This is a genomic window from Novosphingobium mathurense, from assembly GCF_900168325.1.
Taxonomy (GTDB): domain Bacteria; phylum Pseudomonadota; class Alphaproteobacteria; order Sphingomonadales; family Sphingomonadaceae; genus Novosphingobium; species Novosphingobium mathurense.
Window position 1 is genome coordinate 70,848 of the sequence record NZ_FVZE01000010.1, and the last position, 26,090, is coordinate 96,937.

The window sequence follows — 26,090 nt, forward strand, 5'->3', positions numbered from 1 at the left end:
GATGACCCAATCGATCGCGTGCGCGATCCGCGCGGCCCTGCTTGAGCGCGATCCGCGCACCAAGGCCATGGCCGCGCGCAAGGTTGCGCGCGAGTGGCGCCTTGGCCGCCTTTCCTTTGCCTTCGACGTGCCCATGCCCGACGTACCGGGTCGCCCGGATGCGCCCGAACTGCTGCCGCCCAACCGCATGCCCAAACGCGGCAAGGGCGGGTCGGAACGCGGGCGAATCGCCTTGTGGCACTCGCTCGCCCACATCGAATTCGTCGCCATCGATCTCGCGCTCGACATCGTCGGAAGATTCGGCGGGGAGATGGGCGAGCAGTTCATCAGCGACTTCCTGTCCGTCGCCGCCGACGAGGCGATGCACTATGCGCTCATCGAAAGGCACCTCCACACGCTGGGCAGTCACTATGGCGCCCTGCCCGCCCACAACGGCCTGTGGGATGCCGCCTACGAGACGCGTCACGACGTCGCCGCACGGCTCGCAGTGGTGCCGATGGTTCTCGAAGCGCGCGGGCTGGACGTGACGCCGGCGACGCTGGAACGCGTCCGCAATGCCGGAGACGAGACCGGCGCAAAGATCCTGAGTCGCATCCTTGACGACGAGATTCGCCATGTCGGTTTCGGTTCAAAGCACTTCGTCGACGTCGCCGAAACGTTAAATGAACCGGTAAACGAATTGTGGAAATCGTTGGTTTCCCGCCACTTTCGAGGCCTGTTGAAACCTCCGTTCAACGACTCGGCGCGTCTCGCAGCCGGTTTATCGCGCGATCTCTACGCAGGGGTTGCCTGAGACTGAACGGTAAGCATAACTGCAACTCGCGAGACGGCGGGGGGTTCCGACCATCTCCAGGTAAACTTTGACCGGGCCGATTTCGTGGCCTGCGTCAGACAAGAAAAGCGTCGCGTCCAAATATGGATGCCGGCGGACAAAAAGGTATTGCGAGTGGTCGTAACGAAGTCTTTCGCCAAGTTCCGCGCAGTGACCGGTGTCCTGGTTGCAGGCGGTTTTCTCGTCGCGGCGCATCCCGCGATGGCCAACAGCAGTGCAGCTGCAGCCGACATCTCCGCCCCGCTCCGTACGTCGCAGTCGGCAAGCCAGTCGGTCAGCGGCGGCGAGGACGAACAGTTCCGCCAGCTCTTCAGCTCCTGGCAGAATTACGAGGAAACCGGCCTCGCCGTTTCCAAGGCCAAGCCGACCCTCGGCAGCAGCGCCAGCATCGCTTCGGTGTCGATCCCGTCGCGCAATCCGCTCGACCACGACACCATGACCAGCAGCTTCGGCATGCGCGAGCACCCGATCCTCGGCGGTCGCCGCTCGCACAAGGGCGTCGATCTCGCCGCGCCGACCGGCACGCCCATCCATGCTTCGGCCGATGGCGTGGTCAGCCGCGCTTCCACTTTCGGCGGCTACGGCCTGTTCGTCTCGATCGAACACGGCGGTGACCTGCAGACCCGCTACGGCCACATGTCGCGCCTGAACGTCGCCGATGGCCAGGTCGTCCACAAGGGTGACATAATCGGTTACGTCGGCTCGACCGGCAACTCGACCGGCCCGCACCTGCACTATGAAGTTCGCGTCGATGGCATCGCCGTCAACCCGGTCCCCTACATGCAGGGCGACCGCATGGCTGCCGCCGCGGCCGAGAACGACGCCAAGGGCGGCTGAGACAGAACGTTCCGCAGCTTACCGTCCGCAGCGATGTGAAGCTGGGTAGCGCTTAAAGGTTTGGAGAGGAGGAGAAGGCGGCCGCCAGGTCGCCTTTTCTGATTCTGGAGTGCCGCTCCCCGGACAAGGGCGGATCAGCCCAGCCGTGCGAACACCGCCGCGCCGCCGCGCCGCCGTATCGGCCCTTCCAGCGGACGCGCTGCCACCGGCATTGCCTCATCATCCCCGACCAGGGCCGACAGACTGTCGCGCGCCTGCGCCATCGCACCCTGCTCCAAGCCATAGAACACCAGCTTGGCCTCGCGCCGCGAGGTCACCAGCCCGGCTTGCCTGAGAACGGACAACTGCTGGGAAAGAGTCGGCTGCCCAATCCCGGTCATCGCCTCGATTTCGCCGACATTGCGCTCGCCTTCCGCCACTGCAGCGAGGATGGCGTAGCGCAAGGGATGGGCAATCGCCTTGAGCAGATCGATGGGCGGCTCGCCGGCCATCACTTCCGCTCCTGCAAGAACCAGCCCATCGGATCGTCGGCGGCAAGGACCGAATCGAGCGTGGGTTCAGGCTGCGCAAGGAGCGGCTGGCCCGGCATCCACCCCTCGGGCGGGAGCGCCTGTTCGCGATCGGCGGCCTGGAGAGCGGCGACGATGCGCAGGATTTCTTCCACCGACCGGCCGATTTCCACCGGATAGCAGATCATTGCACGCACGACCTGCTCGGGATCGATGACGAAGACGGTGCGCACGGCACCGGCATCGTGCGCGTCCTGCGCCACCATGCCGTAAGCCCGACCGATCACGAGAGTCGGATCTTCGACGATCGGGAAGCGCACTTCCACGCCGTGACGATCGCGAATCGCGCGCACCCACGCGAAGTGGGCGTACAAACTGTCGACCGACAGCGCCATGAGCGCGCAGTCCATCGCCGCGAAACGATCCGCCGCCCGCGCAAAAGCCACAAATTCCGATGTGCATACCGGGGTGAAATCCGCCGGATGGGAGAAGAACACCAGCCATCGCCCTGCGAAGTCCTTCATCGCAACGGGTCCCGCGGTGGTGCGCGCGGTGAAGTTGGGTACCGTGTCGCCGATACGCAGCGGACAACAGTGCGGACGGGTCTCTTCTTCCATGGGCTGCTCACTATCGCGATTGTCCGCTTGACGCAACTGAATTACATAATTACATAAACTGAAAATCGGAGAATCGCAATGTCTGACGCCATCCTGTCCAAAGCCACTGCGCAGATCGAAGCCGCGGGAGCCGACCCGGTCCTGCGCCCCGCCATCACCGCCTTCTTCGACGAAGCCACGTTTACGGTGAGCTACGTGGTCGCCGACCCCGCCACTCGGGAGGCTGCGGTCATCGACTCCGTGCTGGACTACGAGGCGGCTGCCGGCCGCACCTCGACCGCTTCTGCGGACCGCATCATCGCCCATATCACTTCTGAAAATCTTAAAGTGACATGGCTTATCGAGACCCACGCCCACGCCGACCACCTTTCCGCCGCGCCCTACCTGCAGGAGAAACTGGGCGGGAAGCTTGCGATCGGTCGCGAGATCCAGCGGGTGCAGGACGTCTTCGGAAAGCTGTTCAATGCAGGCACCGAATTTGCCCGTGACGGCTCGCAGTTCGATCACCTCTTCGCCGACGGAGAGACCTTCATGATCGGCTCGATCCCGGCCATCGCCCTGCACGTGCCGGGTCATACCCCTGCTGACATGGCCTATGTCGTGGGCGATGCCGCTTTCGTGGGCGATACCCTGTTCATGCCCGACTACGGCACCGCCCGCGCCGACTTCCCGGGCGGCGATGCGCGCCAGCTCTACCGCTCGATCCGTCGCCTGCTCAGTCTCCCGCGCGAAACGCGGCTGTTCATGTGCCACGACTACAAGGCGCCGGGCCGCGACACCTTCGCCTGGGAAACCACCGTCGAAGAACAACGCGGCGGCAACGTCCACGTGCACGACGGCGTGAGTGAAGAGGAATTCGTCGAGATGCGAACCAGCCGCGACAGCACCCTGGCGGTGCCGAACCTGATCCTGCCCTCGGTGCAGGTGAACATTCGCGGCGGCCACTTCCCGCAGCCAGAAAGCAACGGGGTCAGCTACATCAAGATCCCAATCAACGCGATCTGAGGGCCCAGGACATGCTTTCCGAACTCTTCCCGCACGCCCAGCCGCTACACGGCTTCATCGGCGGCATCCTGATCGGACTGGCCGGAGCGGTCATGCTGCTCGGTGCTGGCCGCATCGCCGGTGTCAGCGGCCTTGCCGCGCGCACGCTCGGCCTCGCTTCAGGAGCGCCGCGCATGCTGGCAGCCCTGTTCATCGTTGGCTTGCCGATCGGCGCGCTCATCATGACCACCGCTCTGGGCGGCATCGAGTCCCGCTTCCCGCCTTCCTACGCGGTTCTGGCCGTGGCGGGCCTGATCACCGGATTCGGCACGCGGCTTGGCAGCGGCTGCACCAGCGGTCACGGCGTGTGCGGCCTGTCGCGCCTATCGCCGCGCTCGATCGTGGCGACCGGGAGCTTCATTGCATCGGGCATGGTGACTGTCGCCTTGGTCAACGCCCTTGGTGGAGGCTGGTAACATGCGTCACCTGATCGGACTTCTCTCCGGCATGCTCTTCGGCGCCGGCCTTGCCATCTCCGGAATGATGGATCCCTCGCGGGTGCGCGGCTTCCTCGATGTCGCCGGAAACTGGGACCCCACTCTCGCCTTCGTCATGGGCGGCGCAGTGCTGGTCATGGCCCTCGCCTGGCTGGTCCAGCGCCGCATGCCCGCGCCGGTTGCCTGCGAGGAATTTTCGCTGCCCGGCACGCGTATCATCGACGGCAAGCTGATCGGCGGCGCTGCCCTGTTCGGCATCGGCTGGGGCCTGGGCGGTCTGTGCCCGGGACCCGCTGTCGCGTCTCTCGTCACCAATCCCGTCCCCGCCGCCGTCTTCGTGCTGGCGATGGTGGCAGGAATGGTCGGCTTCCGCCTCACCGAAGGCGGATCGAAATAACCCGCCCCCCCGGACCTTACGGAGTAACAGCCATGGAAACTCGGCAAATCGCCCCCGGCCTTTCGGTCTGCGGCCAGATCGCACCCGGCGATCTCGAGGCGCTCGCCGCGCTGGGCTTTCGCGCCATCGTGTGCAATCGCCCCGACGGCGAGGAAGCCGGCCAGCCGAGTTTCGCAATGCTGGCCGATGCAGCGGGCGCGCAAGGCATCGCCATGCGCTACCTGCCCGTCGGCGGCGGCGTGACGGCCCAGGATCAGGCCGCCGACTTCGCCGCGGCCCTTCAGGACCTCCCCGCGCCTGTGCTTGCCTATTGCCGGACCGGCAACCGCTCCGAGCAGGTCGCCAAGGCCGCCTTTGCACGTGCCCCGGCACCGCAGGGCGCAAAGGCGCCGCACTACAAGGTGCTGATCGTCGGCGGCGGTTCTGCCGGGATCGCCACCGCAGCCTCGATTCTCAAGCGCCGCCACGGGCTTTCCCTCGGAATCGTCGAACCGCGCGAGGATCACTTCTACCAGCCGGGCTGGACCATGGTCGGTGGCGGCGTCTTCCAGCAGCGCGACACCGTGCGCAAGACCGCCTCGGTCCTGCCGCGCGGGGCCGAATGGATCCGCGATGCGGTCTCCAGCTTCGATCCCGATGCCAACGCGGTCCAGCTCGCCGGGGGCACCCGCGTCACTTACGACATCCTGATCGTTGCCATGGGCAATCGCCTGGCCTGGGAGAAGATCGCCGGACTGGAAGCCACGCTCGGGAAGAACGGCGTCACCTCGAACTACCGCTTCGACCTGGCTCCCTACACCTGGCAGCTCGTCCAGCAGATGCAGGGTGGCCGCGCGCTGTTCACCCAGCCGCCGATGCCGATCAAATGCGCAGGCGCGCCCCAGAAGGCCATGTACCTGTCGTGCAGCGAGTGGGAGAAGCAGGGCCTGCTGAAGAACATCGAGGTCGAATTCCACAATGCCGGGGGCGTCCTGTTCGGGGTGCCGGAATATGTGCCCGCGTTGATGGAGACGGTCGAACGCTATGGCATCGGCCTGAACTTCGAATCGAACCTCATCGCCGTCGACGGGCCGAACCGCACCGCGACCTTCCGCACCCCTGACGGCGAGGTCACCCGCAACTTCGACATGCTCCACGTCGTCCCGCCGCAGGAGGGCAACAGCGTGGTCGCGGCCAGTCCGCTGGCGGACGCGAACGGCTATGCCGAAGTCGATGCCGCAACCTTGCGCCATGTCCGCTTCGCCAATGTCTTTGCGCTGGGGGACGGCTGCAACACCGGCAACGCCAAGACCGCTGCGGCGGCGCGCAAGCAGGCCCCGGTCGTTGCCGTCAATGCCCTTGCCGCGCTCGACGGCCGCGATGCGGTCGCGGCGTACGACGGCTACGGCTCCTGCCCGCTCACGGTCGATCGCGGCCACATCGTCCTTGCCGAGTTCACTTACGGCGGCAAGCTCTCTCCGACCCTGCCGACCTGGCTGATCGACGGCACGCGGCCCTCGCGCCTGGCCTGGTACCTCAAGGCCGACGCGCTGCCGCCGATATACTGGCACGGCATGCTCAAAGGCCGCGAGTGGCTCGTCCCGCCGGTTCCCCTGCAGTAGACGAAAGGAGCGCAGACCATGATCGACCCCGTCCAGATCGACACGCTCCACCTCGCGCTTGGCGCGCTGTCGGGCGTTCTCGTCGGCTTCACGCTCGGCCTCGTCGGAGGCGGCGGATCGATCCTCGCCGTGCCGCTGATGGTCTATCTCGTCGGCGTGCAAAGCCCCCACGTGGCGATCGGCACCAGCGCCTTTGCCGTTGCCGTCAACGCCGCCACCGGCCTTGTCCAGCACGCCCGCGCCCATAACGTGAAATGGCGGTGCGGTGCGGTCTATGCCGCCTCCGGCATCCTCGGCGCGTTTCTCGGCTCGACGCTCGGCAAGGCGATCGACGGGCAAAAGCTGCTCTTCCTCTTTGCACTCGTCATGATCGCGGTCGGCGTGCTGATGATCCGCGGCCGCCGCAACCAGGGGGAGCCCGGGGCGCAGTGCAATCGCGACAATGCCCCCAAGGTCGTCTCGTTCGGCCTGGGCACCGGCGTCTTTTCCGGCTTCTTCGGGATCGGCGGCGGCTTCCTCATCGTCCCCGGCCTCGTCGCATCGACCTCGATGCCGATGATCAATGCGGTGGGCACCAGCCTCGTCGCGGTGACCGCCTTCGGCCTGACCACCGCGCTCAACTACGCCGCCTCGGGACTTGTCGACTGGCTGCTGGCGGCAGTGTTCATCGTCGGCGGCATACTTGGCGGCGTGGGCGGCACCCTGGCGGCCAAGCGCCTGTCCGGCGCGGGGACGCTGACCACCGTCTTTGCCGGCCTGATCTTCGTCGTTGCCGCCTACATGCTCTGGAAAAGCGGAACCTCGCTCTGAGACGCATTGCCGACAAGGAGCAGAAATGCCTTCAAATCGAGGCGCTTGTAGGTCAAGGTCGCGGCGTCGTCGAAAGTTGTCGCGAGGTCGGCATGTCGGAAAAGACCTTCCAGCGCTGGCGCAAGGCGCGCTTGCAGCGCCTCATCCAGACCGGCCGCACAGGCCGCACTACCTGATCGCATCATCCTGCCGGGCCTAATTCCACGCACGCCCCGCGACCGTCACGACACTGCAGCCGGACAGCACGGACCGGCACCGAAAGGACAGGAGGGAAAGATCCATGTGGGATCACGCCGACGCCTTGCTGCTGGCACGCATCCAGTTCGCCTTCACGGTGAGCTTCCATTTCATATTCCCGGCCTTCTCCATCGGCCTTGCCAGTTACCTCGCGGTGCTGGAAGGCCTGTGGCTGAAGACGGGCAAGGCTCTGTACCTCGACCTCTTCCGCTACTGGCTCAAGATCTTCGCGGTCGCCTTTGCGATGGGCGTCGTCTCCGGCATCGTCATGTCCTACCAGTTCGGCACCAACTGGGCGGTGTTCTCGGACAAGGCCGGGCCGGTGATCGGCCCGCTGATGGCCTATGAGGTGCTGACTGCCTTCTTCCTCGAAGCCGGATTCCTGGGCGTCATGCTGTTCGGCATGGAGCGGGTGGGGCGCAAGCTGCACTTCTTCGCCACCTGCATGGTGGCCGGCGGAACCTTCGTCTCGGCCTTCTGGATCCTCTCGGTCAATTCCTGGATGCAGACCCCAACCGGTTTCGAGATCGGCGCCAACGGCCAGTTCCTGCCCGGACCGAGCTGGATCGACGTGATCTTCAACCCCAGCTTCCCCTATCGCCTGCTGCACACCGTGACCGCCGCCTATCTCACCACCGCCTTCGCGGTCGGCGGGGTCGGCGCCTGGCATCTGCTGCGCGACCGGACCAATGCCCACGCGCGCAAGATGTTCTCTATGGCGATGTGGATGGCCGCACTCGTCGCGCCGGTGCAGATCTTCCTCGGTGACGCCCACGGCCTCAACACGCTGGAACACCAGCCGGCCAAGGTCATGGCGATGGAAGGCCATTACCGGAGCCATCCCGACGGTGCGCCGCTGATCCTCTTCGGCATTCCCGACAGCAAGGAAAAGCGCGTCGATTACGCGATCGAGGTGCCCAAGCTTTCCTCGCTGATCCTCAAGCACGATCCGAACGCACCGCTTGCCGGCCTCGACACCGTTCCCGAAGCCGACCAGCCGCCCGTCGGGCCCGTATTCTGGGCCTTTCGGGCCATGGTCGGGCTAGGCTTCGCAATGCTCGGCATCGGCCTGTGGAGCCTGCTGGGGCGTGCGCGGGGCAAGCTCTACGACTGGCGCTGGCTGCACCGTGCGGCAATCGCGATGGGGCCCTCGGGCTTCGTCGCAGTGATTGCCGGATGGATGACCACCGAGGTCGGCCGCCAGCCCTGGACGGTCTACGGCCTGCTGCGCACCGCCGATTCCGCCTCCCCGCTCGACGCGCCCGCGGTCGGAGCCTCGCTGCTGGCATTCGTGGTAGTCTATTTCTCCGTCTTCTCGATCGGCACCTGGTATATCCTCAAGCTGATGGACAAGGCGCCGCACCCGCAGGAAACCGGGCTTGAGGACGGGCCCGTCCGCACCGCCGGAATCACGCCCGGGCCGCACCAGCATCCCGCCGGAAAGGGGGAGTAAGCAGGATGGACGTCAACTTCGACCTCACCGTCATCTGGGCCTTCATCATCGCCTTCGGCGTCTTCGCCTATGTCGTGATGGACGGCTTCGACCTTGGCATCGGCATCCTCTTTCCCAGCTTCAAGGTGGGCGAGGGACGCAACCGAGCGATGAATTCCATCGCGCCGGTGTGGGACGGCAACGAGACCTGGCTGGTGCTGGGCGGCGGCGGCCTCTTCGCCGCGTTCCCGCTGGCCTATGCAATCGTGCTGCCCGCGACCTATCCGCTGATCATCGCCATGCTGCTCGGCCTCGTCTTTCGCGGCGTCGCCTTCGAATTCAGATGGCGCGATCCGGCGCACCGGCCATTCTGGGACCTCGCCTTCTCGGGCGGATCGTTCGTCGCAGCGATGGCGCAGGGAATGACGCTCGGCGCGATCCTGCAGGGCATCGAGGTGTCGAACCGCGCCTATGCGGGCTCATGGTGGGATTGGCTGACACCCTACACGCTGCTGACCGGCCTCGGCGTGGTGGCAGGCTACGCCTTGCTCGGCGCGACCTGGCTGGTCTGGAAACTGGACGGCACGCCGCAAGCCCATGCCTACAAGGTGGCGAAGCGCGCCGCCGTGGCAACGCTCGTGCTGCTTGTCGCCGTCAGCCTCTACACGCCGCTGCTCGATGAGGATTACTGGACCCGCTGGTTCGAAATGCCGAACGTCCTGTTCGCGGCGCAAGTCCCGCTGCTTACCGCGATCCTTGCCTTCCTGCTGTTCCGCGCCCTTGCCAAGCGACACGAGGCCGCGCCCTTCTGGTTCGCTCTGGGCATCTTCCTGCTCGGCATGGCGGGCCTTGGTGTCAGCATGTGGCCCTATGTCGTTCCTGGCGAAGTGACGATCTGGGATGCCGCCGCGCCCGAACGCAGCCAGATCTTCATGCTGGTTGGCGTTGCGCTGACCTTGCCGCTGATCCTCATCTACACCGGCTGGGCCTACTGGGTGTTCCGCGGCAAGGTCGGCCACGAAGGCTATCACTGATGAAGGGCTCGCGCCTCGACGCAGACGAAGCCCCGCTGTGGAAGCGGTTGGGCTGGATGGCGCTGATCTGGGTCGGGAGCGTGACCGGGCTGGGGCTCCTCTCGCTCGCGATCCGGTTCTGGCTGAGATAGCCGGCGCCCCGCGTCCGCCGAATCAATCGAGCAAGGCCGTCTCGACGCCCTTTGCCGCGGCCTGGGCACGCAGCGCCCCCACGGTGATTTCGGACCGGGAGAACTGCTCGAACAGCGCCTCGTGGCGCAACCAGCGGATCGCATTGCCGTGGGTGACCTTGTCGATCACCGCCTGGGGCATCTCGCCGAGCTGCTCAAGGCACTGCGCCGCCGCGTCTGCCCATGGCCCCATGGTGCGCGGATAGCCTGCGGCAAAGGCGATGTTGTCCTCGCCCGCTTCGGCCCAGTTGGCGAGACCTGAGGGGTCCCACCGGAAGGCATGGCAGAAGTGCCGGGCAAGCAGATGCGAGGGCATCACATCGTGTCGACCCGACTCTTTCCCTGCCGGGCTGCGCCAATCCATCAGGTCCGCGCGGGCAGCGAGGAAAGACACCCAACCGACCGAGCCTTCGGGCATGACGATGCGCAATTCCGGGCACGCGTGCAGCGCGTCGAGCTGGAGCCAGTCGGCAAGCGCCTGCGCTGTCGCCAGCGGCATCGTCGCAACCCAGGCATCGACACCGGCGGCGCCTGCATTCCCGGGCGCCCCCTGCCCGGCGCCGGGGCGGCAGGCCACGGTCATGTCGTGATCGGCAAGGGCGCGAAAGATCGGGAGCCAACGGTCATCGCGGATCGGCGGCAGGCCCTGCAGGACCGGATTCGCGCCAAGGGCGATGACCCGCAGCCCCTTGCGCGCAAGACGGTCGATTTCCGCAAGGCTCGCCTGCACATCCCAGGTCGGCAGGATGCCCAGGGGTACGAGGCGACCGGGGTAGGCCATGCACCACTCGTCGAAATGCCAGTCGTTGACGGCCCGCAGGTGGCGCAGTGCCAGCACCTTGTCCGGGGCCGCATGGAAGATGGCACTATCGGCCCCCAGCGCATCGCCGAAACACAGCGAGGCGGCCACGCCGTTCGCGTCCATTTCGTCGATCCTTGCGTGGACATCCTGGCAGCCGGACCGCAGGTGGACTTGCGCGACCGTTTCGGGGCCAGCGCCACCAGCGAGAAACGAGGCGCAGTGAGCGACTGGCCATGCGCGGTCCTGATAGAACCAGGCCGGGGCGCCTTGCGTATCCACGCCCCGCCTCGGCGCGGCAGCCAGCAGTCCGCCGCAAAGCTGGTTGTCGAACAGGCTGGACGGTTCGCAAAGGTGGTCTTCGGTGCTGATGATGACGAGGTCATCGCGCTGCATCACTTCAACTCCCGGCTTGCCAGTTGCACCCTTGCGCAAGGCGCCGGGGCATTCGACAGTCTGGCCATCGCCGCGCCGGGCGCATTGACGCGCATCAATCGCTATGCCGCGAGGGTCTTGCGGAAAAAGAAAGGGCGACCCGTCACGAGGTTGGGTCGCCCGAAGTTGGGGAGAAGCGGTTCGCACCTTTCCCGAAGGGAAGCGGTGCGAGACCGGCACGTCCTTACTGTCGCAGGTCGAGCCGCCCGACATTGACCAAGGTCAATATTGAAATCGCCGTTCAAAAAAGCGCACCGAAGGTGGCCGAGCGGCAATCGCACGGCATCTCTCAGGTACAATCCCTTAACCATCCCCGGCTTATGACGCGGAGCATGGACACCAGCCGCTTCAAGCCGACACCAATTCTGCGTGAACGCCGCCGCAACCAGTGCACGCGGTTCACGCTTTACGATGCCAGTGGCCAGACCATCGACGTGATCGTGCGCGACATTTCCTCGCGCGGTCTCAGCGCAGCTGCCGCAGGTGCACCGCCGGCGCCCAATTCCGTCGTGCGCGCCCAACTCGAGGACGGCCGCGAACTCTGGGGCCTTGTCCGCTGGACCGACGGGAACCTGTTCGGCGTGGAATTCGACACCCGCGTCTGACGCACAGCGCCGCCGCCCGCTAGACCGCCGAACTGAACCGCCGCAGCGAATCCTTGCGGTAGGGGTCGAAGCGCGCTGCGATGGACCGCGCATAGGGCAGGCCGCCCGACCGGATCACCAGGTCGTCGCCATCGGCTTCGCACAGCCCCGCCGCGAGGTAGGGCTCCAGCAGCGGGAACGCCTCGCGCCGCAAGTCGGGATCGACATGGGCACGGCCCTGGCACAGCAGGCCCTCGATCACGGCGCCGCGACGGCGATCGTCTGCACCGCGCACGATCCCGCGATTGGCGGTCAGGCGATCCTGCGAAAGCATCATGCGATAGCGGCCGGTGTTCTTCTCGTTCTGGACGAGAAGTTCCGGGAAGCTGCTGATCGACGAGGCACCCAGCCCGATCAGGACCGGCGCCCGATCCTCGGTGAAGCCCTGGAAATTGCGCCGCAACTTCCCGGTCAGGGCAGCACGGGCGAGCGTGTCGCCGGGCAAGGCGAAGTGATCGAATCCGATCGGCACATAGCCTTCACTCAGGAGATACTCGTAGCCGAACGCCGCCATGCGAAAACGCGTCTCGGCATCGGGCAGCGCGCTGTCGTCGATCTTGCGCTGGCGCGCGATCAGGTGCGGGACATGGGCGTATCCGAACAGGGCAATGCGGTCCGCGCCGAGCGTGACGCTCCGCCGCAGCGAATCCTCAAGGTCAGCCATGGTCTGGCCGGGCAGACCGTACATGAGGTCGTAATTGAGCGATCCTACCCCCGCGGCGCGCAGCATCGCCGTGGTGTCCTCGATCATCTGCACCGGCTGCACGCGGCCGATGGCCTCCTGCAACGCGGGCGCAAAGGTCTGGACGCCAAGGCTTGCGCGCTCGATCTGCACCGCCCCGATCACCGCCGCCCAGTCCGGGCCCATCGTGCGCGGGTCGAGTTCGATCGAGATGACCGGGCGCGAAGCGGCGAACTGCAGGGTCAACGCATCGACCAGCCGGACGAAATCGATCGGCGGGATGCCGTTGGGGCTGCCCCCGCCAAAGGCGATGCGCGTTACCTTCGCGGCATTGGGCAGGTGTTCGGAGACGAGCGTGATCTCGCGGTGGAGCGCATCGAGGTAGCTCGACACCCGGTCGCGCCGGTTGGCGACGCTGGTGTTGCAGCCGCAGTACCAGCAGATCTTCTCGCAAAACGGAATGTGCACGTAGAGCGAGACTTCGCCGGTCTCACCCTCCAGCACGCGCAGGAGATCGGCCGCGCCGACGCGGTCATCGAACTCGGCCGCCGTCGGGAAGCTGGTGTAGCGCGGTATGGGAATCGCGAGCAGGTCTGGCAGATATGTCCACATGCCCGGGACATTCGCCGCAATGGCGCCCTTCGTCATTGCGTTCGATCAAGCCGCTTGCGCGAAGATCCGCTGTGGCACCCTTTCGCGCAGCAAGGTCCCTGCACCGGTCCCGGAGGACCATCGGGCGCCACCGGAATCGAGACCGCGCCGCCGCTGCACAACGGGGCAACGAACGCACGCGCCTCGGCCTCGAGCGGGCCGATCATGGCCGGCAACAGCGCCAGCGCGGCAAACAGGGCAAGCTGGCGCTTCACGAATTGCGGTCCCCATCTGGATCGTCGCCGTCCTCATCTATCAGGATGCGGTTGGCCGCACCGTCGAGATCCTCGAACTGCCCGCTCTTCATCGCCCAGAAAAAGGCGCCGAGGCCGACGAGGCCCATGAGCAGGGCCAGCGGGATAAGAAAGCCGAGAATGGTCACGCCGCCGGCCTCCCCGCAGCTCGTGCCAGCCGCAGCGAATTGCCGACGACGATCAGCGAACTGGCCGACATCGCGATCGCGGCGAGGAGCGGCGTCACGAAGCCGAAGATCGCCAGCGGCACCGCAAAGAGATTGTAGATGGCCGCCAGCGCAAAGTTCTGGCGCACCACCCGCATCGTCGCACGCGCCACGCGGATCGCCAGCGATACCGGCATGAGCCTGTCGCCGACGAAGACGGCATCGGCAGCCTGTTGGCTGACGTCGCTCGCCCCGCCCGGAGCGATGGAGACATGGGCACCGGCAAGCGCCGGGCCATCGTTGAGGCCGTCGCCGATCATCAGAACCTTGTGGCCCTGCCCCGCCTTGCGCTCCAGCAGCGCCAGCTTGTCGGCCGGGCGCATCGCGGCGGTGGCGAAAAGCCCGAGCTCGCGCGCGACCTGCGCCACTGCCGCCTGACGGTCGCCCGAGGCGATGGCCGAAACGATGCCCTGTTCACCGAGCTGTTCCAGCGTCTCGCGCACGTCGGGGCGGAGCGGATCGGCAAAGGCGATGCGCTTGCGCACATCCCCGACGAGCAGGTCGACGGCGAGCCCGCCCGCTTCCACTTCCGGACGCAGCAGCGCCACCGGTTCGTCCGCGCAGTGCCCGTTCATGCCATGCCCCGCCGTCTCGCTGACGTCATCGAGCGTGGCCGGTTCGACGCCGGCACCGCGCAGCGCGCTTGCCAGGCCGCGGCTGAGCGGATGGCGGCTCGCCTGCGCGAGCGCGAGCGCGAGACCGCGCTGCCGGGCATCGAGCTCGGTGAGGTCGACGGGGCGCGGCTCGCCAAGGGTCAGCGTGCCGGTCTTGTCGAACAGCGCTTCATCCACTTCGGCGAGACGTTCGAGCGCGGACCCGTCCTTGATCAGCAGCCCGCGCTTCATCAGCGTACTTGCCGCCACGACCTGGGCCGCCGGCACCGCGAGGCCCAGTGCACATGGGCATGTGATGATCAGCACCGCCACCGCGATCAACAGCGACTGGTAGACGCCCGCCCCCGCGAGCATCCAGCCGCAGAAGCTCAGGAACGCGAGGCTGTGCACCGCTGGAGCGTAGTAGCGCGCCGCCTTGTCGGCGATGCGCACATAGCGCGAACGCGACTGACCGGCCTCGTCCATGAGGCGGGCGATATCGGCAATCGCGGTATCCTGTGCCGCCGCGGTTACCCGGACACGGACCGGATTGCCGAGGTTGATCGTCCCGGCATGGATCGTCTCGCCGACGCCCGCCGGACGCGGATCGCTCTCGCCGGTGAGCATCGAGGAATCGACCGTGGTGCGCCCTTCCAAGATCTCGCCATCGGCGGCCAGCGCCTCTCCGGCGGCAACCAGCATGACCATGCCGGCGGCCAGACGGTCCGCCTCGACATAGCGGGTGGAACCGTCCGTTTCGAGCACGTGCGCCCCGCGCCCCATGCGACCGAGCAGCGCGGCAATTCCCGAACGCGCGCGGCTGCGCATCATCGCATCGAGCACACGGCCTGCGAGCAGGAAGAACAGCAGCATGACCGCGCCGTCGAAATAGGCGTGGATGCCGCCGGTCAGGGTCTCGTACAGGCTCATCCCCGTTGCCAGCAGGACCCCGATCGAAATCGGCACGTCCATGTTGGTGCGGCGATAGCGCAAGGCCATCAGCGCCGAGGCAAAGAAGGGCCGACCGGCATAGGCGATGACGGGAATGGCGATCAGCGCCGAGAGCAGGTGGAACAGCTCGCGCGTCTCGCCTCCGGCCCCGGCCCAGACGCTGACAGACAGCAGCATGATGTTCATCATGCCGAAGCCGGCCACCGCCAGGGCCCGCAGCAGGCGCCGGGTTTCGGCGTCATCGCGGCCCAGCGGATTCTCGGCGGCGCGTTCGGCCTCGAAACCCAGCTTGCGCAGTTCCTCGAGGATATCGTCGCCGGTCAACGCGGGATCGTGGCTGACCGCGACGCGCTTGGCGGAGAAGTTGACGCGTGCGGCGGCAACGCCGGGCACGGCGGCAAGGCCGCGCTCGACCTTGCCGATGCAACCCGCGCAGCGCATGCCGGGCACGGTGAAACGGCTGTCGATGCAGGGCTGTGCAGCAGCGCCTTGCGCGGTGAGGTCGGGAACCGGCGCGTTCATCGGATCGCCTGCTCGGTACGCCAGGTTTGCCCCCCTGCCTCGACCGCGAAGCGCAGGGTCCAGCGATCGTCGGGCAGCACTTCGCGACTGACCCACTCGCCACCGCCATCGCGCTCGAAATGCAGCGTCATGTCCGGCTTGTGGCCGAGCGGGTGACGGGCCACGGCGGTCACCGTGGGATAGTCCGGCACATCGCCAAGAACGGCAAGCACCCGGCCGTCGGCACGGCGATCGGCATGCAGCGTCCAGCCAAGTGCCTTTTCCGCTTTCGCTTCATCGAGCCAACGGTTGAAATGCTGGCTGGCGACGTAGGAATTCTCGACGACGATGCCTCCGAAGGTCGAGCTGGCAAGCCCGGCCATCGTGAAATTGACGGCCACGACAACGCCAAAGCCTGCGACGAGGATCGCGGTCATGTGCTTGCCGGTAAAGGGGCGGACAGTGCGGCTCATCATTGCTCTCCCGGGGCATCGAACTGGGCCTCGGCGCGATCCTGTTCGCGCGCTTCGCCAAGGGCCTGCAAGTGGAAAGTGAACTCCTGCGAGGGGGTACCGGCAGGCACCACCAGATAGGCGCGCAGGCTTTGCGTCTCGTCTGCGGGTACGGTGCGCGTCAACTTGGTGCCGGCCCCGTCCATGCCGACGTCGTCGCTCCAGATCTTCGCACCGGGCAGGCCCTCGATGGAAATCTCCATCTTGCGCGGGCGGCCCTGCATGTTGCGCAGGCGCAGGGTGTAGGCATTGCGGACCGAACCGTCGCTCAACAGGATGTAGGGCGGGTTGCGGTCCTTGGCGACGGTCAGGTCGGTATGCACGCGGGTGCCCAGCAGGAACAGCAGCGAGAGGCCGATCCCGGCCCAGACCGCGAAATAGAGGATCGTGCGTGGACGCCAGATCAGCTTGAGGTGGCGCGTGGGCGGCTGCCCCGCCTTCTCGCGCTCGGCATCCTCCAGCGTGGCATAGTCGATCAGGCCGCGCGGGCGGCCCGTCTCGCCCATCACCCGGTCGCAGGCATCGATGCACAGGGCACAGGTGATGCAGCCGATCTGCGGCCCTTCGCGGATGTCGATGCCGGTCGGGCAGACCGCGACGCACTGGTTGCAGTCGATGCAGTCGCCGAACTTGCCGGGATTCTTCCCGGCCTTCTTGACGCTGCCGCGCGGTTCACCGCGCCAGTCCTTGTAGGTGACGATCAGGGATTTCTCGTCGAGCATGGCAGTCTGGATACGCGGCCAGGGGCACATGTAGACGCAGACCTGCTCGCGCATGAAGCCGCCGAGCACGAACGTGGTCGCCGTCAGCACCGCCACCGTGGCGTAGGCAACCGGGTCGGCGGTGCCGGTCCAGAACGCCTGCTGCAGCGTGGGGGCATCGGCGAAATAGAAGATCCAGGCGCCGCCGGTGGCAAAACTGATCGCGAGATAGACCGTCCACTTGGCGAGGCGACGGGCGATCTTGGCCGGTCCCCAAGGGGCCTTGTAGAGCCGGAAGCGGGCATTGCGGTCGCCGTCGAAGAAGCGGTCGACATGCTGGAACAGGTCGGTCCAGACCGTCTGCGGGCAGGCATAGCCGCACCACGCGCGGCCCACCGCACTGGTCACGAGGAACAGGCCGATGCCGGCCATGATCAGCAGGCCCGCCACGAAGTAGAACTCGTGCGGCCAGATCTCGATGCCGAACATGTAGAAGCGGCGATGGGCAAGATCGACCAGCACCGCCTGATCGGGCGCATAGGGGCCGCGGTCCCAGCGCAGCCACGGCGTGCCCCAGTAAATCGCGAGGCAGATCACCATGATCGCCCACTTGAGGCGACGGAACTTGCCGTCGATGCGCCGGTTGAAGACCGGCTCCCGCTTCGCATAGAGCGAAACGGGGCGGTCCTGCGTCTTGATCGGGTCGGGCTTGTTCATCGTTCCAGTCCGCTTGGGGGCAGAGCGGCAGGCGGCTTATTCAGCCTCTGTCGGTTGCGTGTCGGGAGGGGCCGGGGTCTCGGCGAAGTCTTCGCCGCCACCCAGCGAGTGGACGTAGGCGGCCAGCATCTTGATCGTCACCGGATCGAGGCGATTGCCCCAGGCCGGCATCACGCCGTGGTGCGGGCGGGTGACCTGCGCGACGATGTCCTCGCGCCGGCCACCGTCGAGCCAGATCGCATCCGACAGGTTCGGCGCGCCGAACTGGCGGCTGCCCTTGCCCGCGGCGCCGTGGCACACCGCGCAATTGTCGGCGAAGATCTGCGCGCCCTGCTGCGAGGATGCACTGGCCCTGGCCTTGCCCGAGAGCGTCAGGACATAGTCGGCAATCTGGCCGACCTGTTCCGGCGTCAGCAGGCCGTCCGCGCCGAAGTTGGGCATCATCGACTGCCGGGTCTGATCGTCGCCGGGCTGGCGAACGCCGTGGATCAGCGTGGTCTCGATGGTCTTGAGGTCGCCGCCCCACAGCCAGTCGTCGTCGTTGAGGTTGGGATAACCCTTGGAACCGGCCGCGCCCGCGCCGTGGCACTGGACGCAGTTGACCTTGAAGGCCGCCGATCCGCCGGCGATCGCCGCGCGCATCAGTTCGGGATGGTCGGGCAACTGCTCGATCGGCATGTCCGCCAGCGCGGCCACCGTCCTGGCCCGCGCCGCCTGCTGCGCATCCAGTTCGTTCTGGAGCTGACCGCGGCTCGACCAGCCCAGCACGCCCTCGGTCGCGCCCGAGATCATCGGCCAGGCCGGATAGGCCACGCAGTATCCGATCGCGAAAACGATGGTCGCGTAGAAGGTCCAGAGCCACCAGCGCGGCAGCGGGGTGTTGAGTTCCTCGATCCCGTCCCACTCGTGGCCGACGGTTTCGGTGTTGGTCGCTTCGTCGAGACGCTTCTCAGCCATCGTTCTCGTCCTTGAAGATCATGTTGGCGGCATGGTCGTTCTTCACGCGCTGGCCGGGCCGGAAAGGCCAGGCGACCAGCACCAGGAAGATCAGCAGCATCGCCAGCAGGCCCCAGCTGTCGGCGATGTGCCGCAGCATGTCGTATGTGGAGTGCGTGCTCATCGGCCGCGCTCCGAAGCCAGTTCCTCCTGCGCCGCAGCGCCGTCGACATCGACCAGCGTTCCGAGCATCTGGAGGTAGGCGACCAGCGCGTCCATTTCGGTCAGGCGCGAAGGGTTGCCGTCGAAGTCGCGGACCTGTGCCTTGGGGTAACGCTCCTCAAGGTCGCCCGCGTCCGCTTCCGGATCGGCCTGGGCCTTGAGGTCGGCCAGCGCCATCTTCACGTCCCGGTCGGTATAGGGCACGCCCACCCGCCGCAACGCCGTGAGGTTTGCGGCGATGTCCGGCACGTCGAGGTCGTTGTCCGCCAGGAAGCCGTATTGCGGCATCACCGATTCCGGCACCACCGACTGCGGGTTCTTCAGGTGCTGGACATGCCAGTCGTCCGAGTATCGCTTGCCGACGCGGGCAAGGTCCGGCCCGGTGCGCTTGGAGCCCCACTGGAACGGGTGGTCGTACATCGATTCCGCGGCAAGGCTGTAGTGCCCGTAGCGCTCCACCTCGTCGCGGAAGGGACGGATCATCTGGCTGTGGCAGACGTAGCAACCCTCGCGCACGTAGATGTCGCGCCCGGCCTGCTCGAGCGGGGTGTAGGGGCGCATGCCCTCCACCTTCTCGATCGTGTTGTCGATCCAGAACAGCGGGGCGATCTCGACCACGCCGCCGATCACGACGGCGCCCAGCGCGGCGATGCCCAGAAGCGTGACGTTCTTTTCGAGCGTCTTGTGGCGTTCGGTCATGGAAGTCATTGTCGTTGTTCCCTGTTCGTCACGCTTATTCGGCAGGAGCCAGGATCGGACGGTCGGCGACCGGGTCGTAGGCGGCATCGCGCATCGGCGCTTCCCGGCGCAGCTTGCCCAGGATGGTCGCCCAGACGTTGACCACCATGACCACCGCGCCGGCGAGGTAGAGCAGGCCGCCGAAGGCGCGCATGATGAACATCGGATGCAGGGCGGCGACGGTGTCGGCGAACGAGTTCACGAGGTAGCCGTCGGGCCCGTATTCACGCCACATCAGGCCCTGGGTGATCCCCGCCACCCACATGCTGGCGGCGTAGAAGACGATGCCGATGGTCGCGAGCCAGAAGTGCCAGTTCACCATGCGCAGGCTGTAGAGCCGCTCGCGTCCCCACAGGCGCGGCACCAGATAATAGACGCAGGCGAACGTGATCATGCCGTTCCAGCCCAGCGCGCCCGAGTGAACGTGGCCGATGGTCCAGTCGGTGTAGTGCGAGAGCGAATTGACGCTCTTCACGCTCATCATCGGGCCTTCGAACGTGCTCATGCCGTAGAAGGCGAGCGCCATGACCATCATGCGGATGATCGGGTCGGTGCGCACCTTGTCCCAGGCACCGTTGAGCGTCATCAGGCCGTTGATCATGCCGCCCCAGCTCGGCATCCACAGCATGACCGAGAAGACCATGCCCAGCGTCTGCGCCCAGTCGGGCAGCGCGGTATAGTGCAGGTGGTGCGGCCCCGCCCAGATGTAGAGAAAGATCAGCGACCAGAAGTGGATGATCGAGAGCCGATACGAATAGACCGGGCGCTCGGCCTGCTTGGGCACGAAGTAGTACATCATCGCCAGGAAGCCGGCGGTCAGGAAGAAGCCGACCGCGTTGTGCCCGTACCACCACTGCACCAGCGCGCCCTGCACGCCGGCGAAGAGCGGGTAGCTCTTCGACCCGAGCAGGCTGACCGGCATGTCGAGGTTGTTGACGACATGCAGCATGGCCACGGTGATGATGAAGGCAAGGTAGAACCAGTTGGCAACGTAGATGTGCGGTTCGCTGCGCTTGATGATCGTGCCGACGAAGACCGCGAGATAGGCGACCCAGACGATCGTCAACCACCAGTCGACGTACCATTCCGGTTCGGCGTATTCCTTGCTCTCGGTAATGCCGAGCAGGTACCCGGTCGCGGCCAGCACGATGAACAGCTGGTAGCCCCAGAACACGAAGCGGGCGAGGCCGGGAAAGGCAAGCCGCGCCCGGCAGGTGCGCTGCACGACGTAGAAGCTCGTCGCGATCAGGGCATTGCCGCCGAACGCGAAGATCACCGCCGAGGTATGCAGCGGCCGCAGGCGCCCGAAATTGAGGAAAGGCTCGAAGTTGAGGACCGGCCAGGTGAGCTGCAGGGCGATGAACAGCCCCGCGGCGAAGCCCGCCATGCCCCAGAACACCGTGGCGATGACGCCCCAGCGGATCGGGTCGTCGTCGTACCGGCCCTCATCCACCGGCATCCGGAAGATACCGCGCGAGACGGCGGCATAGTCCGTGTTGCGCAAGGTGAACCAGAGGCAGACGAAGGCCGCGAGCGCGACGATCGCCATGTGAATTGCAAACCCGCCGTCAGCCGCCAAAGCAGCTGCGATCACGGCAAGGAATAGCACGACAAGCCAAACGCCTGCCCGCGCAAGGACCGTTACCATATACCTTCTCTTTCGAGATTGTTGCTGAACCTGTCTGCCCCCTTGGAGGCTGAGAATCGATCCGGCATTGACCGGAATCAAAATCGGGTCCGCATGGCAAAAATAACGGAAATCCAAGGAAATTTGCGCGGAATCAAATCAAGCTGGCGCGAGATCGAGGAAAGGCTGTCCCTGCAGCCGCTGGCAATAGGGGGACCGCAAGGGGCGGTCCCGGCGGCGACGAAAGACAGGCAATATGCGCAAACTGACGATGATGGCCGCACTGGCCGCAGCCACCGCTTTCTCGGCTCCGGCCATGGCCGGCAGCCCTGACGGTCACTTCCAGGTCAAGGTCCTCGGCACCGCCGTCCTGCCGGATGGCAAGATCGACAGCGTGAAGTCCGTCGACACCACCACGACGCTGGGCGGCGCCGTCGCCGCGCTCGGCAATCCGCAGACCAGGGCGAACGACAACGTCGTGCCCACGCTCGCGCTGGAGTACTTCTTCAACAAGACCTTCTCGGTCGAGACGATCTGCTGCTTCACCCAGCACCACGTCAACGGCGCCGGCGATCTGGCCGGTACGGAACTGGTCGACCATGTTCTGATCCTGCCCGCGACGCTGACCGCCAAGGCACACCTCGACACCGGTGGCCCGATCAAGCCTTACCTGGGCGCAGGTCCGGCGCTGTTCCTCGTCTTCGACGAGAAGCCGGGGGCAACCGCGGCGGCGCTGGGGATCGACAGGGTCAAGATGTCGAACAAGCTCGGCGTGGCCGCGCAGGCCGGCGTCGACATCGCACTGGGCGACCAGGGCTTCGGCCTTTCGCTCGATGCCAAGAAGTACTGGATGCGCCCGACCGCCTCTTTCTACGAAGGCGACACGCTGGCGCTCAAGACCCGGCACAAGCTCGATCCCTGGGTGCTGAGCGCGGGCGTATCCTACCGCTTCTGACCCGGTCTTCTCCCGACAACGCGAAGGGGAGCCGTTTGCGGCTCCCCTTTTTCGTCAGAGCTGCCGGAAGTTGAGCGTCGCGTTGAGAATGAAGACGATGGTCCCGGCGCACAGCGAAGCGATGACCCGGGCGATCAGGTACGGCACGCCCAGTCCATCTGCCAGGAAGGCGAACAGGGCCAGGATGATCCCCAGCCCGAGCAGGGAATTGCCAAGGAAATAGATGTAGCCGCTGGCGATGCCGCGCAGACTGCCGCGAAAGATCCACGCGCGGGCCAGCAGGTAATGCAGCGCATTGGCAAGGATGAAACCGACGCACACGGCCAGCAGCTTGTTCCAGCCCCATCGCTCAATCATCAATGAGATAAGCAGGAGGTCGAACAAGAACGAAGCCGTCGATGCGACAGCATTCTTTATGTACAGGATCGAGCCGCGACGATTGACCAGTCGTTCGCGCAGGCCGGGATGCGTGGACTTATCGTTCAAACGACCGGACTGTCGGCCTGACCCGTGTTGAAAGGAACCCATTTCCTTTCAACACTACGCCCTCTGCCTTGTTGCAAGCAACATGCCTGTCAGAAAGATTCCCGTCGCGGTGAACAATTCTTCCCGACATGCACTTATTGCGATCATGACCGGAGAATTCTCGCTACCGACCCGCTCACCGCTTGTGGGCGTCGCCAACCGCTTCCTGACCGGCCTCGATGCCTGCTCCATCATGCCGCAAGTCAAACTGGACGTGCAGGAGCTCTGTTCGATCGCGCGCGCGCAGACCGGGCTCGACGATTTCGGCGATCCCTGGTTCCTTGAACCTCTGGAAGTCCTCGTGGAAGCACTGAAGGCGGAAGCCGCACTCAACCCGATCGGGCACTTCGCGGCGACGGGGCAATTCCTCAAGGTCATGCGCGAGCGTCTCTGGGCGCAGCAATGGTTCAAGAGCGAGCGCGAAATCCTGTCCGAACCGCTCGTTCCGCCGGTGATCGTCGTCGGACCGATGCGATCGGGCACGACGCGGCTGCATCGCCTGCTTGCGGCCGACGAACGGTTCGAACACCTGCGCTTCTTCGAAACCGTCTGCCCCGTGCCCCGGCCCGGCTATCGCCCCGGGCGCAAGGACAGGCGCCCGCGGCAGGCAGGTCTCCTGCTCAAGACCGTGCACCATCTCAATCCGCGCACGGCCGTCATTCATCCCACCGGTCCCTACGAGCCGGAAGAGGAACTGGGACTGCTGGTCGCGTCCGCGTGGGGCATGAAGCACGAAGCGCAATGGCGCGTGCCCAGCTACGCGCGCTGGACCGAAGGCGAAGATGCAACGCCTGCCTACCAGCATGTCGCCCGGTTGCTGCGGCTGGTGCGCTGGGCGCGCGGCGGCCGTTCGCGCAAGCCGTGGGTGCTCAAGACTCCGCAGCACATGCTCGATCTTCCCGCGCTCATGCAGGTCTTCCCCAAGGCGCGGCTGATCTTCATCCATCGCGATCCCGTGCGCGTCGTTGGCAGCAGTTGCTCGCTCGTGTGGAACCAGATGACCATTCACAGCGATGAAGCCGATCCCCACTGGATCGGCAAGCAGTGGCTCGAGAAGACCGGCCTGCAGATCGACCGGATGCAGGCCGCGCGCAGCCGCATCCACCCGAGCCAGCGGATCGACGTTCATTACCGCGAAATGGACTCAGACTGGGAAGCCGTCATGGAACGAATCTACCGCTTTCTCGGCATGGAGATCGCCCCGGCCCTGCCCCGCATGCGCCGCTATGTCCGCAAGGCGCGCAGCCAGCATCGCTGGCAGCGCCATCGCTATGACCTGTCGGCGTTCGGGCTGGAGAGCGACACGGTCCGCGACCGCTTCGAACACTACGTGAATGCTTTCGATCTCGCTCCCAAGCAGGAACGCAGGCATTACGAAAGCATGCCGGAAACACTGCGCGAGGCGCTAGCCTGACGCGGCGTCAGCCGGCTTCGGCGACGAGCGCGTCGTAATCGAGAATGGTCACGTCGCGGCGCGAAGGCAGGTCGATCACGCCTTCGTTCCTGAGCCGGGTGAACTGGCGGCTGACCGTCTCGATCGTAAGCCCCAGGACGTCTGCGATCTGCTGGCGCGAGAACGGCAGGGTAAGATGCCTCTGGTTGGGCTTGTCGAAATCAATGCGGCAACCCGACCCGTTGAGACGCTCTGCCATCTCGATCAGGAAGCTGGCCATCTTTTCCGAAGCGGACTTGCGCCCCAGCAGCAGCATCCAGCGCCGTGTGCGATCGAGCTCGCCCAACGTTCGTTCGAGCAGCTTGTGCTCCAGTTCCGGATGCTCACGCGCGAATGCGTCGAAATCCCGTCGCGAGAACACGCAGACCTTCGCATCCGTCAAAGCGGTGACGCCATGTCCCGATGTCCCGCCGAAGGGCCTGCCGATGAAGTCCGACGGATAGACGACGCCAACGATCTGTTCCCGTCCGTCTTCAGTATTGGTCGAAAGCTTGAGCACGCCCTCGATGACATTGGCGACGAGGACCGAATCCTCGCCTTCCCAGATCAGCGATTCACCGGGCGTGATCGTGCGTGTACGACCGATCGCATTGAGAGCTTCAAGCTCCTTCGCGTCGAGTGATGCGCAAATCGCCCGGTTACGAACGACGCAAAGGTCACAATTGGACATAAGCTTTACTACCAGCGCCGTTCCGTTGTCTCAAGTCGCCGCATTTACCGTAATTCGCAGCGTACTCAAAGCCTCAAGCCCCCTTACCCGACCAATGTCGCAGGTCGGGCCGACCGCGACAGGCAGACTGGCGCCGTCATTCACGGCAAAGATCGAGAACCCGATCGCCAGCATCTGCGTCGCGGGCCACGGTCGCCAGTGCCTTTTCGCATTTGCGGGCAAACCAGATGACATGCTGGTGGCCTTTGCCATCGGGCTCGGACGTAACCATGACCACCGATACCTCGAACCCGACATCCTCGAGCAGCGCGGTGAAAGCCGGATCGGGCCATGCCGACCAGATGGCGGCGATCCCTCCGGGGGTCAGCGCCTGCATGGTCCTTTCCAGGCCCGACTTCGAATAAAGCAGATCGTTCTGCCTGCGGGTCAGTCCTTCGGGCCCGTTGTCGACATCGAGCAGGATCGCATCGTAGCCCTCGCGCGCCGCGTCGATCAGCATGGCGAGGTCTTCCTTCACCAGCATCACGCGGTGGTCGTCGAGGCAGCCCGATGTGATATGGCGCATGGGACCCAGCGCCCATTCGATGATCTCGGGCACGATCTCCGCCACGACGACGCTCGCATCGTCACCCAGGGCGCGCAGGGCGGCGCGCAGCGTATAGCCCATGCCATAACCACCCACCAGCATGTGCACCGCCTCGCGGTCGCCAAGCCGGGCGCAGGTCATCGTTGCCAGGGCTTCTTCCGAATGGCTCGCCTCGGTGCTCATCAGTTCATTGTCTTCAAGCAGGATGGTGAAGCCGTCGCCGTGCTGTACCAGCCTCAGTTCGACACCTTCGGGCACATGGGCCGTGCCGACCAGCACATCGTCTTCTGTCATGAACGCTCCTCGGGGAGGTTGCATCGAACACGGCTCGGGTCCGGTCGATCGCATGTCTGGGGGGAAATGGTGGGAGCACGAGGACTCAAAGGGCAGGTCCCAATCCGGCGACTGGCGGCAATGCGCACTGATTTTCCGGAGAACTTGCCGAGAACCGCATGGGACGCGCTCCTGCTGTAAGCGGGAGCGCGGGAGGTCTCTCAGCCGGGACGTGCCTACGAAGTAATGGCCCCGATCCCGTTTCGATGAGCGCCTTTGCCCCGTCGCGCAAGAGACTTGTGTCCGGGAGGTCGAATGATTGTGGATGGCCGGCCTTTCGCGCGACATGCACGTCGAACGCACTGCCATTGGCGCTGCCGGAGGGATGCAGGATTTTGGCAAAGGCTTGGTTGCGGGGGTAGGATTTGAACCTACGACCTTCAGGTTATGAGCCTGACGAGCTACCGGGCTGCTCCACCCCGCGTCACCAAGGATGCGTTCA

29 protein-coding genes and 1 tRNA gene are annotated in these 26,090 nt (G+C 65.6%); 13 read left to right on the top strand and 17 right to left on the bottom strand.

Features of this window, described 5'->3' with window-relative positions; all coding sequences use genetic code 11:
• Position 1 precedes the first annotated feature (1 nt).
• Both B5483_RS20195 and B5483_RS20200 read left to right on the top strand, forming a co-directional pair.
• Positions 2-793 carry a ferritin-like domain-containing protein gene (locus tag B5483_RS20195; protein WP_079731732.1) on the top strand — a complete coding sequence of 264 codons (792 nt, stop codon included), beginning with the start codon at positions 2-4 and terminating at the stop codon, positions 791-793.
• Positions 794-946: 153 nt separating this feature from the next.
• Positions 947-1,669, top strand: coding sequence for a M23 family metallopeptidase (locus B5483_RS20200; RefSeq protein ID WP_245829432.1), 723 nt, complete (start codon positions 947-949; stop codon positions 1,667-1,669).
• A gap of 134 nt (positions 1,670-1,803) precedes the next feature.
• Here the strand turns inward: B5483_RS20200 and B5483_RS20205 are convergent, their stop codons facing one another.
• On the bottom strand, positions 1,804-2,160 hold the full coding sequence (locus B5483_RS20205) for an ArsR/SmtB family transcription factor (protein ID WP_054946956.1): 357 nt from the start codon (positions 2,158-2,160) through the stop codon (positions 1,804-1,806).
• Positions 2,160-2,795: a peroxiredoxin gene (locus tag B5483_RS20210; protein WP_054946957.1), complete on the bottom strand. Its 636-nt coding sequence runs from the start codon at positions 2,793-2,795 to the stop codon at positions 2,160-2,162. The genes B5483_RS20205 and B5483_RS20210 overlap by 1 nt, the downstream gene beginning before the upstream one ends.
• Positions 2,796-2,873: 78 nt before the next feature.
• Between B5483_RS20210 and B5483_RS20215 the strand changes: the two genes are divergently transcribed.
• The 8 genes from B5483_RS20215 to B5483_RS20255 all read left to right on the top strand — a co-directional run bounded on the left by B5483_RS20215 (position 2,874) and on the right by B5483_RS20255 (position 9,918).
• The gene (locus B5483_RS20215) at positions 2,874-3,800 is read left to right on the top strand and encodes an MBL fold metallo-hydrolase (protein ID WP_079731734.1); all 927 of its coding nucleotides are present in this window, start codon (positions 2,874-2,876) and stop codon (positions 3,798-3,800) included.
• An 11-nt stretch (positions 3,801-3,811) separates the two neighbouring features.
• Positions 3,812-4,255, top strand: a complete 444-nt coding sequence (locus B5483_RS20220) for a YeeE/YedE family protein (protein WP_079731735.1) — start codon at positions 3,812-3,814, stop codon at positions 4,253-4,255.
• Position 4,256: 1 nt separating this feature from the next.
• Entirely contained in the window at positions 4,257-4,673 is a 417-nt protein-coding gene (locus B5483_RS20225; protein WP_079731736.1) for a DUF6691 family protein, read from the top strand.
• Between the two features lie 32 nt (positions 4,674-4,705).
• Positions 4,706-6,274, top strand: coding sequence for a bifunctional protein tyrosine phosphatase family protein/NAD(P)/FAD-dependent oxidoreductase (locus B5483_RS20230; RefSeq protein ID WP_079731737.1), 1,569 nt, complete (start codon positions 4,706-4,708; stop codon positions 6,272-6,274).
• Between the two features lie 18 nt (positions 6,275-6,292).
• Positions 6,293-7,084, top strand: a complete 792-nt coding sequence (locus B5483_RS20235) for a sulfite exporter TauE/SafE family protein (RefSeq protein WP_079731738.1) — start codon at positions 6,293-6,295, stop codon at positions 7,082-7,084.
• A 280-nt stretch (positions 7,085-7,364) separates the two neighbouring features.
• On the top strand, positions 7,365-8,774 hold the full coding sequence (locus B5483_RS20245) for a cytochrome ubiquinol oxidase subunit I (RefSeq protein ID WP_079731740.1): 1,410 nt from the start codon (positions 7,365-7,367) through the stop codon (positions 8,772-8,774).
• Between the two features lie 5 nt (positions 8,775-8,779).
• On the top strand, positions 8,780-9,787 hold the full coding sequence (gene cydB, locus B5483_RS20250) for a cytochrome d ubiquinol oxidase subunit II (RefSeq protein WP_079731741.1): 1,008 nt from the start codon (positions 8,780-8,782) through the stop codon (positions 9,785-9,787).
• Complete coding sequence (locus B5483_RS20255; RefSeq protein ID WP_079731742.1) at positions 9,787-9,918, top strand: DUF2474 family protein; 132 nt, start codon at positions 9,787-9,789, stop codon at positions 9,916-9,918. Before cydB ends, B5483_RS20255 begins: the two co-directional genes overlap by 1 nt.
• Positions 9,919-9,940: 22 nt before the next feature.
• Here B5483_RS20255 and B5483_RS20260 read toward each other — a convergent pair whose 3' ends face one another.
• Complete coding sequence (locus B5483_RS20260; protein WP_079731757.1) at positions 9,941-11,152, bottom strand: amidohydrolase family protein; 1,212 nt, start codon at positions 11,150-11,152, stop codon at positions 9,941-9,943.
• Between the two features lie 371 nt (positions 11,153-11,523).
• On the opposite strand from B5483_RS20260, the gene B5483_RS20265 reads away from it, so the two are divergent.
• Positions 11,524-11,796, top strand: coding sequence for a PilZ domain-containing protein (locus tag B5483_RS20265; RefSeq protein ID WP_054948318.1), 273 nt, complete (start codon positions 11,524-11,526; stop codon positions 11,794-11,796).
• 19 nt (positions 11,797-11,815) lie between these two features.
• Here B5483_RS20265 and hemN read toward each other — a convergent pair whose 3' ends face one another.
• From hemN to ccoN, 10 genes are read right to left on the bottom strand one after another with little or no spacing between them, the layout of a single operon-like run.
• Positions 11,816-13,129, bottom strand: a complete 1,314-nt coding sequence (gene hemN / locus B5483_RS20270; protein ID WP_079731758.1) for an oxygen-independent coproporphyrinogen III oxidase — start codon at positions 13,127-13,129, stop codon at positions 11,816-11,818.
• Between the two features lie 32 nt (positions 13,130-13,161).
• Positions 13,162-13,383, bottom strand: a complete 222-nt coding sequence (locus B5483_RS20275) for a hypothetical protein (RefSeq protein WP_054948304.1) — start codon at positions 13,381-13,383, stop codon at positions 13,162-13,164.
• A complete protein-coding gene (gene ccoS / locus B5483_RS20280) occupies positions 13,380-13,550 on the bottom strand; it encodes a cbb3-type cytochrome oxidase assembly protein CcoS (protein WP_054948305.1) in 171 nt (56 codons plus the stop codon). Before ccoS ends, B5483_RS20275 begins: the two co-directional genes overlap by 4 nt.
• Positions 13,547-15,694, bottom strand: a complete 2,148-nt coding sequence (locus tag B5483_RS20285) for a heavy metal translocating P-type ATPase (protein WP_079731743.1) — start codon at positions 15,692-15,694, stop codon at positions 13,547-13,549. The genes ccoS and B5483_RS20285 overlap by 4 nt, the downstream gene beginning before the upstream one ends.
• Positions 15,691-16,149: a FixH family protein gene (locus tag B5483_RS20290; protein WP_054948307.1), complete on the bottom strand. Its 459-nt coding sequence runs from the start codon at positions 16,147-16,149 to the stop codon at positions 15,691-15,693. The genes B5483_RS20285 and B5483_RS20290 overlap by 4 nt, the downstream gene beginning before the upstream one ends.
• Positions 16,146-17,603, bottom strand: coding sequence for a cytochrome c oxidase accessory protein CcoG (ccoG, locus tag B5483_RS20295; RefSeq protein WP_054948308.1), 1,458 nt, complete (start codon positions 17,601-17,603; stop codon positions 16,146-16,148). Before ccoG ends, B5483_RS20290 begins: the two co-directional genes overlap by 4 nt.
• A 36-nt stretch (positions 17,604-17,639) precedes the next feature.
• Complete coding sequence (gene ccoP, locus B5483_RS20300; RefSeq protein WP_054948309.1) at positions 17,640-18,560, bottom strand: cytochrome-c oxidase, cbb3-type subunit III; 921 nt, start codon at positions 18,558-18,560, stop codon at positions 17,640-17,642.
• Entirely contained in the window at positions 18,553-18,723 is a 171-nt protein-coding gene (locus tag B5483_RS20305) for a cbb3-type cytochrome c oxidase subunit 3 (RefSeq protein WP_079731744.1), read from the bottom strand. The genes ccoP and B5483_RS20305 overlap by 8 nt, the downstream gene beginning before the upstream one ends.
• Positions 18,720-19,469, bottom strand: coding sequence for a cytochrome-c oxidase, cbb3-type subunit II (ccoO, locus tag B5483_RS20310; RefSeq protein ID WP_079731745.1), 750 nt, complete (start codon positions 19,467-19,469; stop codon positions 18,720-18,722). Before ccoO ends, B5483_RS20305 begins: the two co-directional genes overlap by 4 nt.
• 25 nt (positions 19,470-19,494) lie before the next feature.
• Positions 19,495-21,147 carry a cytochrome-c oxidase, cbb3-type subunit I gene (gene ccoN, locus B5483_RS20315; RefSeq protein ID WP_054948312.1) on the bottom strand — a complete coding sequence of 551 codons (1,653 nt, stop codon included), beginning with the start codon at positions 21,145-21,147 and terminating at the stop codon, positions 19,495-19,497.
• A 235-nt stretch (positions 21,148-21,382) separates the two neighbouring features.
• On the opposite strand from ccoN, the gene B5483_RS20320 reads away from it, so the two are divergent.
• Entirely contained in the window at positions 21,383-22,081 is a 699-nt protein-coding gene (locus B5483_RS20320; RefSeq protein WP_079731746.1) for an OmpW/AlkL family protein, read from the top strand.
• Between the two features lie 54 nt (positions 22,082-22,135).
• On the opposite strand, the gene B5483_RS20325 is transcribed toward B5483_RS20320, so the two are convergent.
• The gene (locus B5483_RS20325; RefSeq protein ID WP_231634826.1) at positions 22,136-22,567 is read right to left on the bottom strand and encodes a GtrA family protein; all 432 of its coding nucleotides are present in this window, start codon (positions 22,565-22,567) and stop codon (positions 22,136-22,138) included.
• 145 nt (positions 22,568-22,712) lie between these two features.
• Here B5483_RS20325 and B5483_RS20330 point away from each other — a divergent pair, with 145 nt between their 5' ends.
• Positions 22,713-24,020 (top strand): sulfotransferase family protein, encoded by a 1,308-nt coding sequence (locus B5483_RS20330; RefSeq protein WP_245829434.1) that lies wholly within the window; start codon positions 22,713-22,715, stop codon positions 24,018-24,020.
• A gap of 7 nt (positions 24,021-24,027) precedes the next feature.
• Here B5483_RS20330 and B5483_RS20335 read toward each other — a convergent pair whose 3' ends face one another.
• The 3 genes from B5483_RS20335 to B5483_RS20345 form a co-directional block, all read right to left on the bottom strand.
• Complete coding sequence (locus B5483_RS20335) at positions 24,028-24,729, bottom strand: Crp/Fnr family transcriptional regulator (RefSeq protein WP_079731748.1); 702 nt, start codon at positions 24,727-24,729, stop codon at positions 24,028-24,030.
• A gap of 136 nt (positions 24,730-24,865) precedes the next feature.
• Positions 24,866-25,609, bottom strand: a complete 744-nt coding sequence (locus B5483_RS20340; protein WP_079731749.1) for a spermidine synthase family protein — start codon at positions 25,607-25,609, stop codon at positions 24,866-24,868.
• Positions 25,610-25,995: 386 nt separating this feature from the next.
• Positions 25,996-26,072 (bottom strand) — tRNA-Met (locus tag B5483_RS20345).
• Positions 26,073-26,090: the final 18 nt, after the last annotated feature.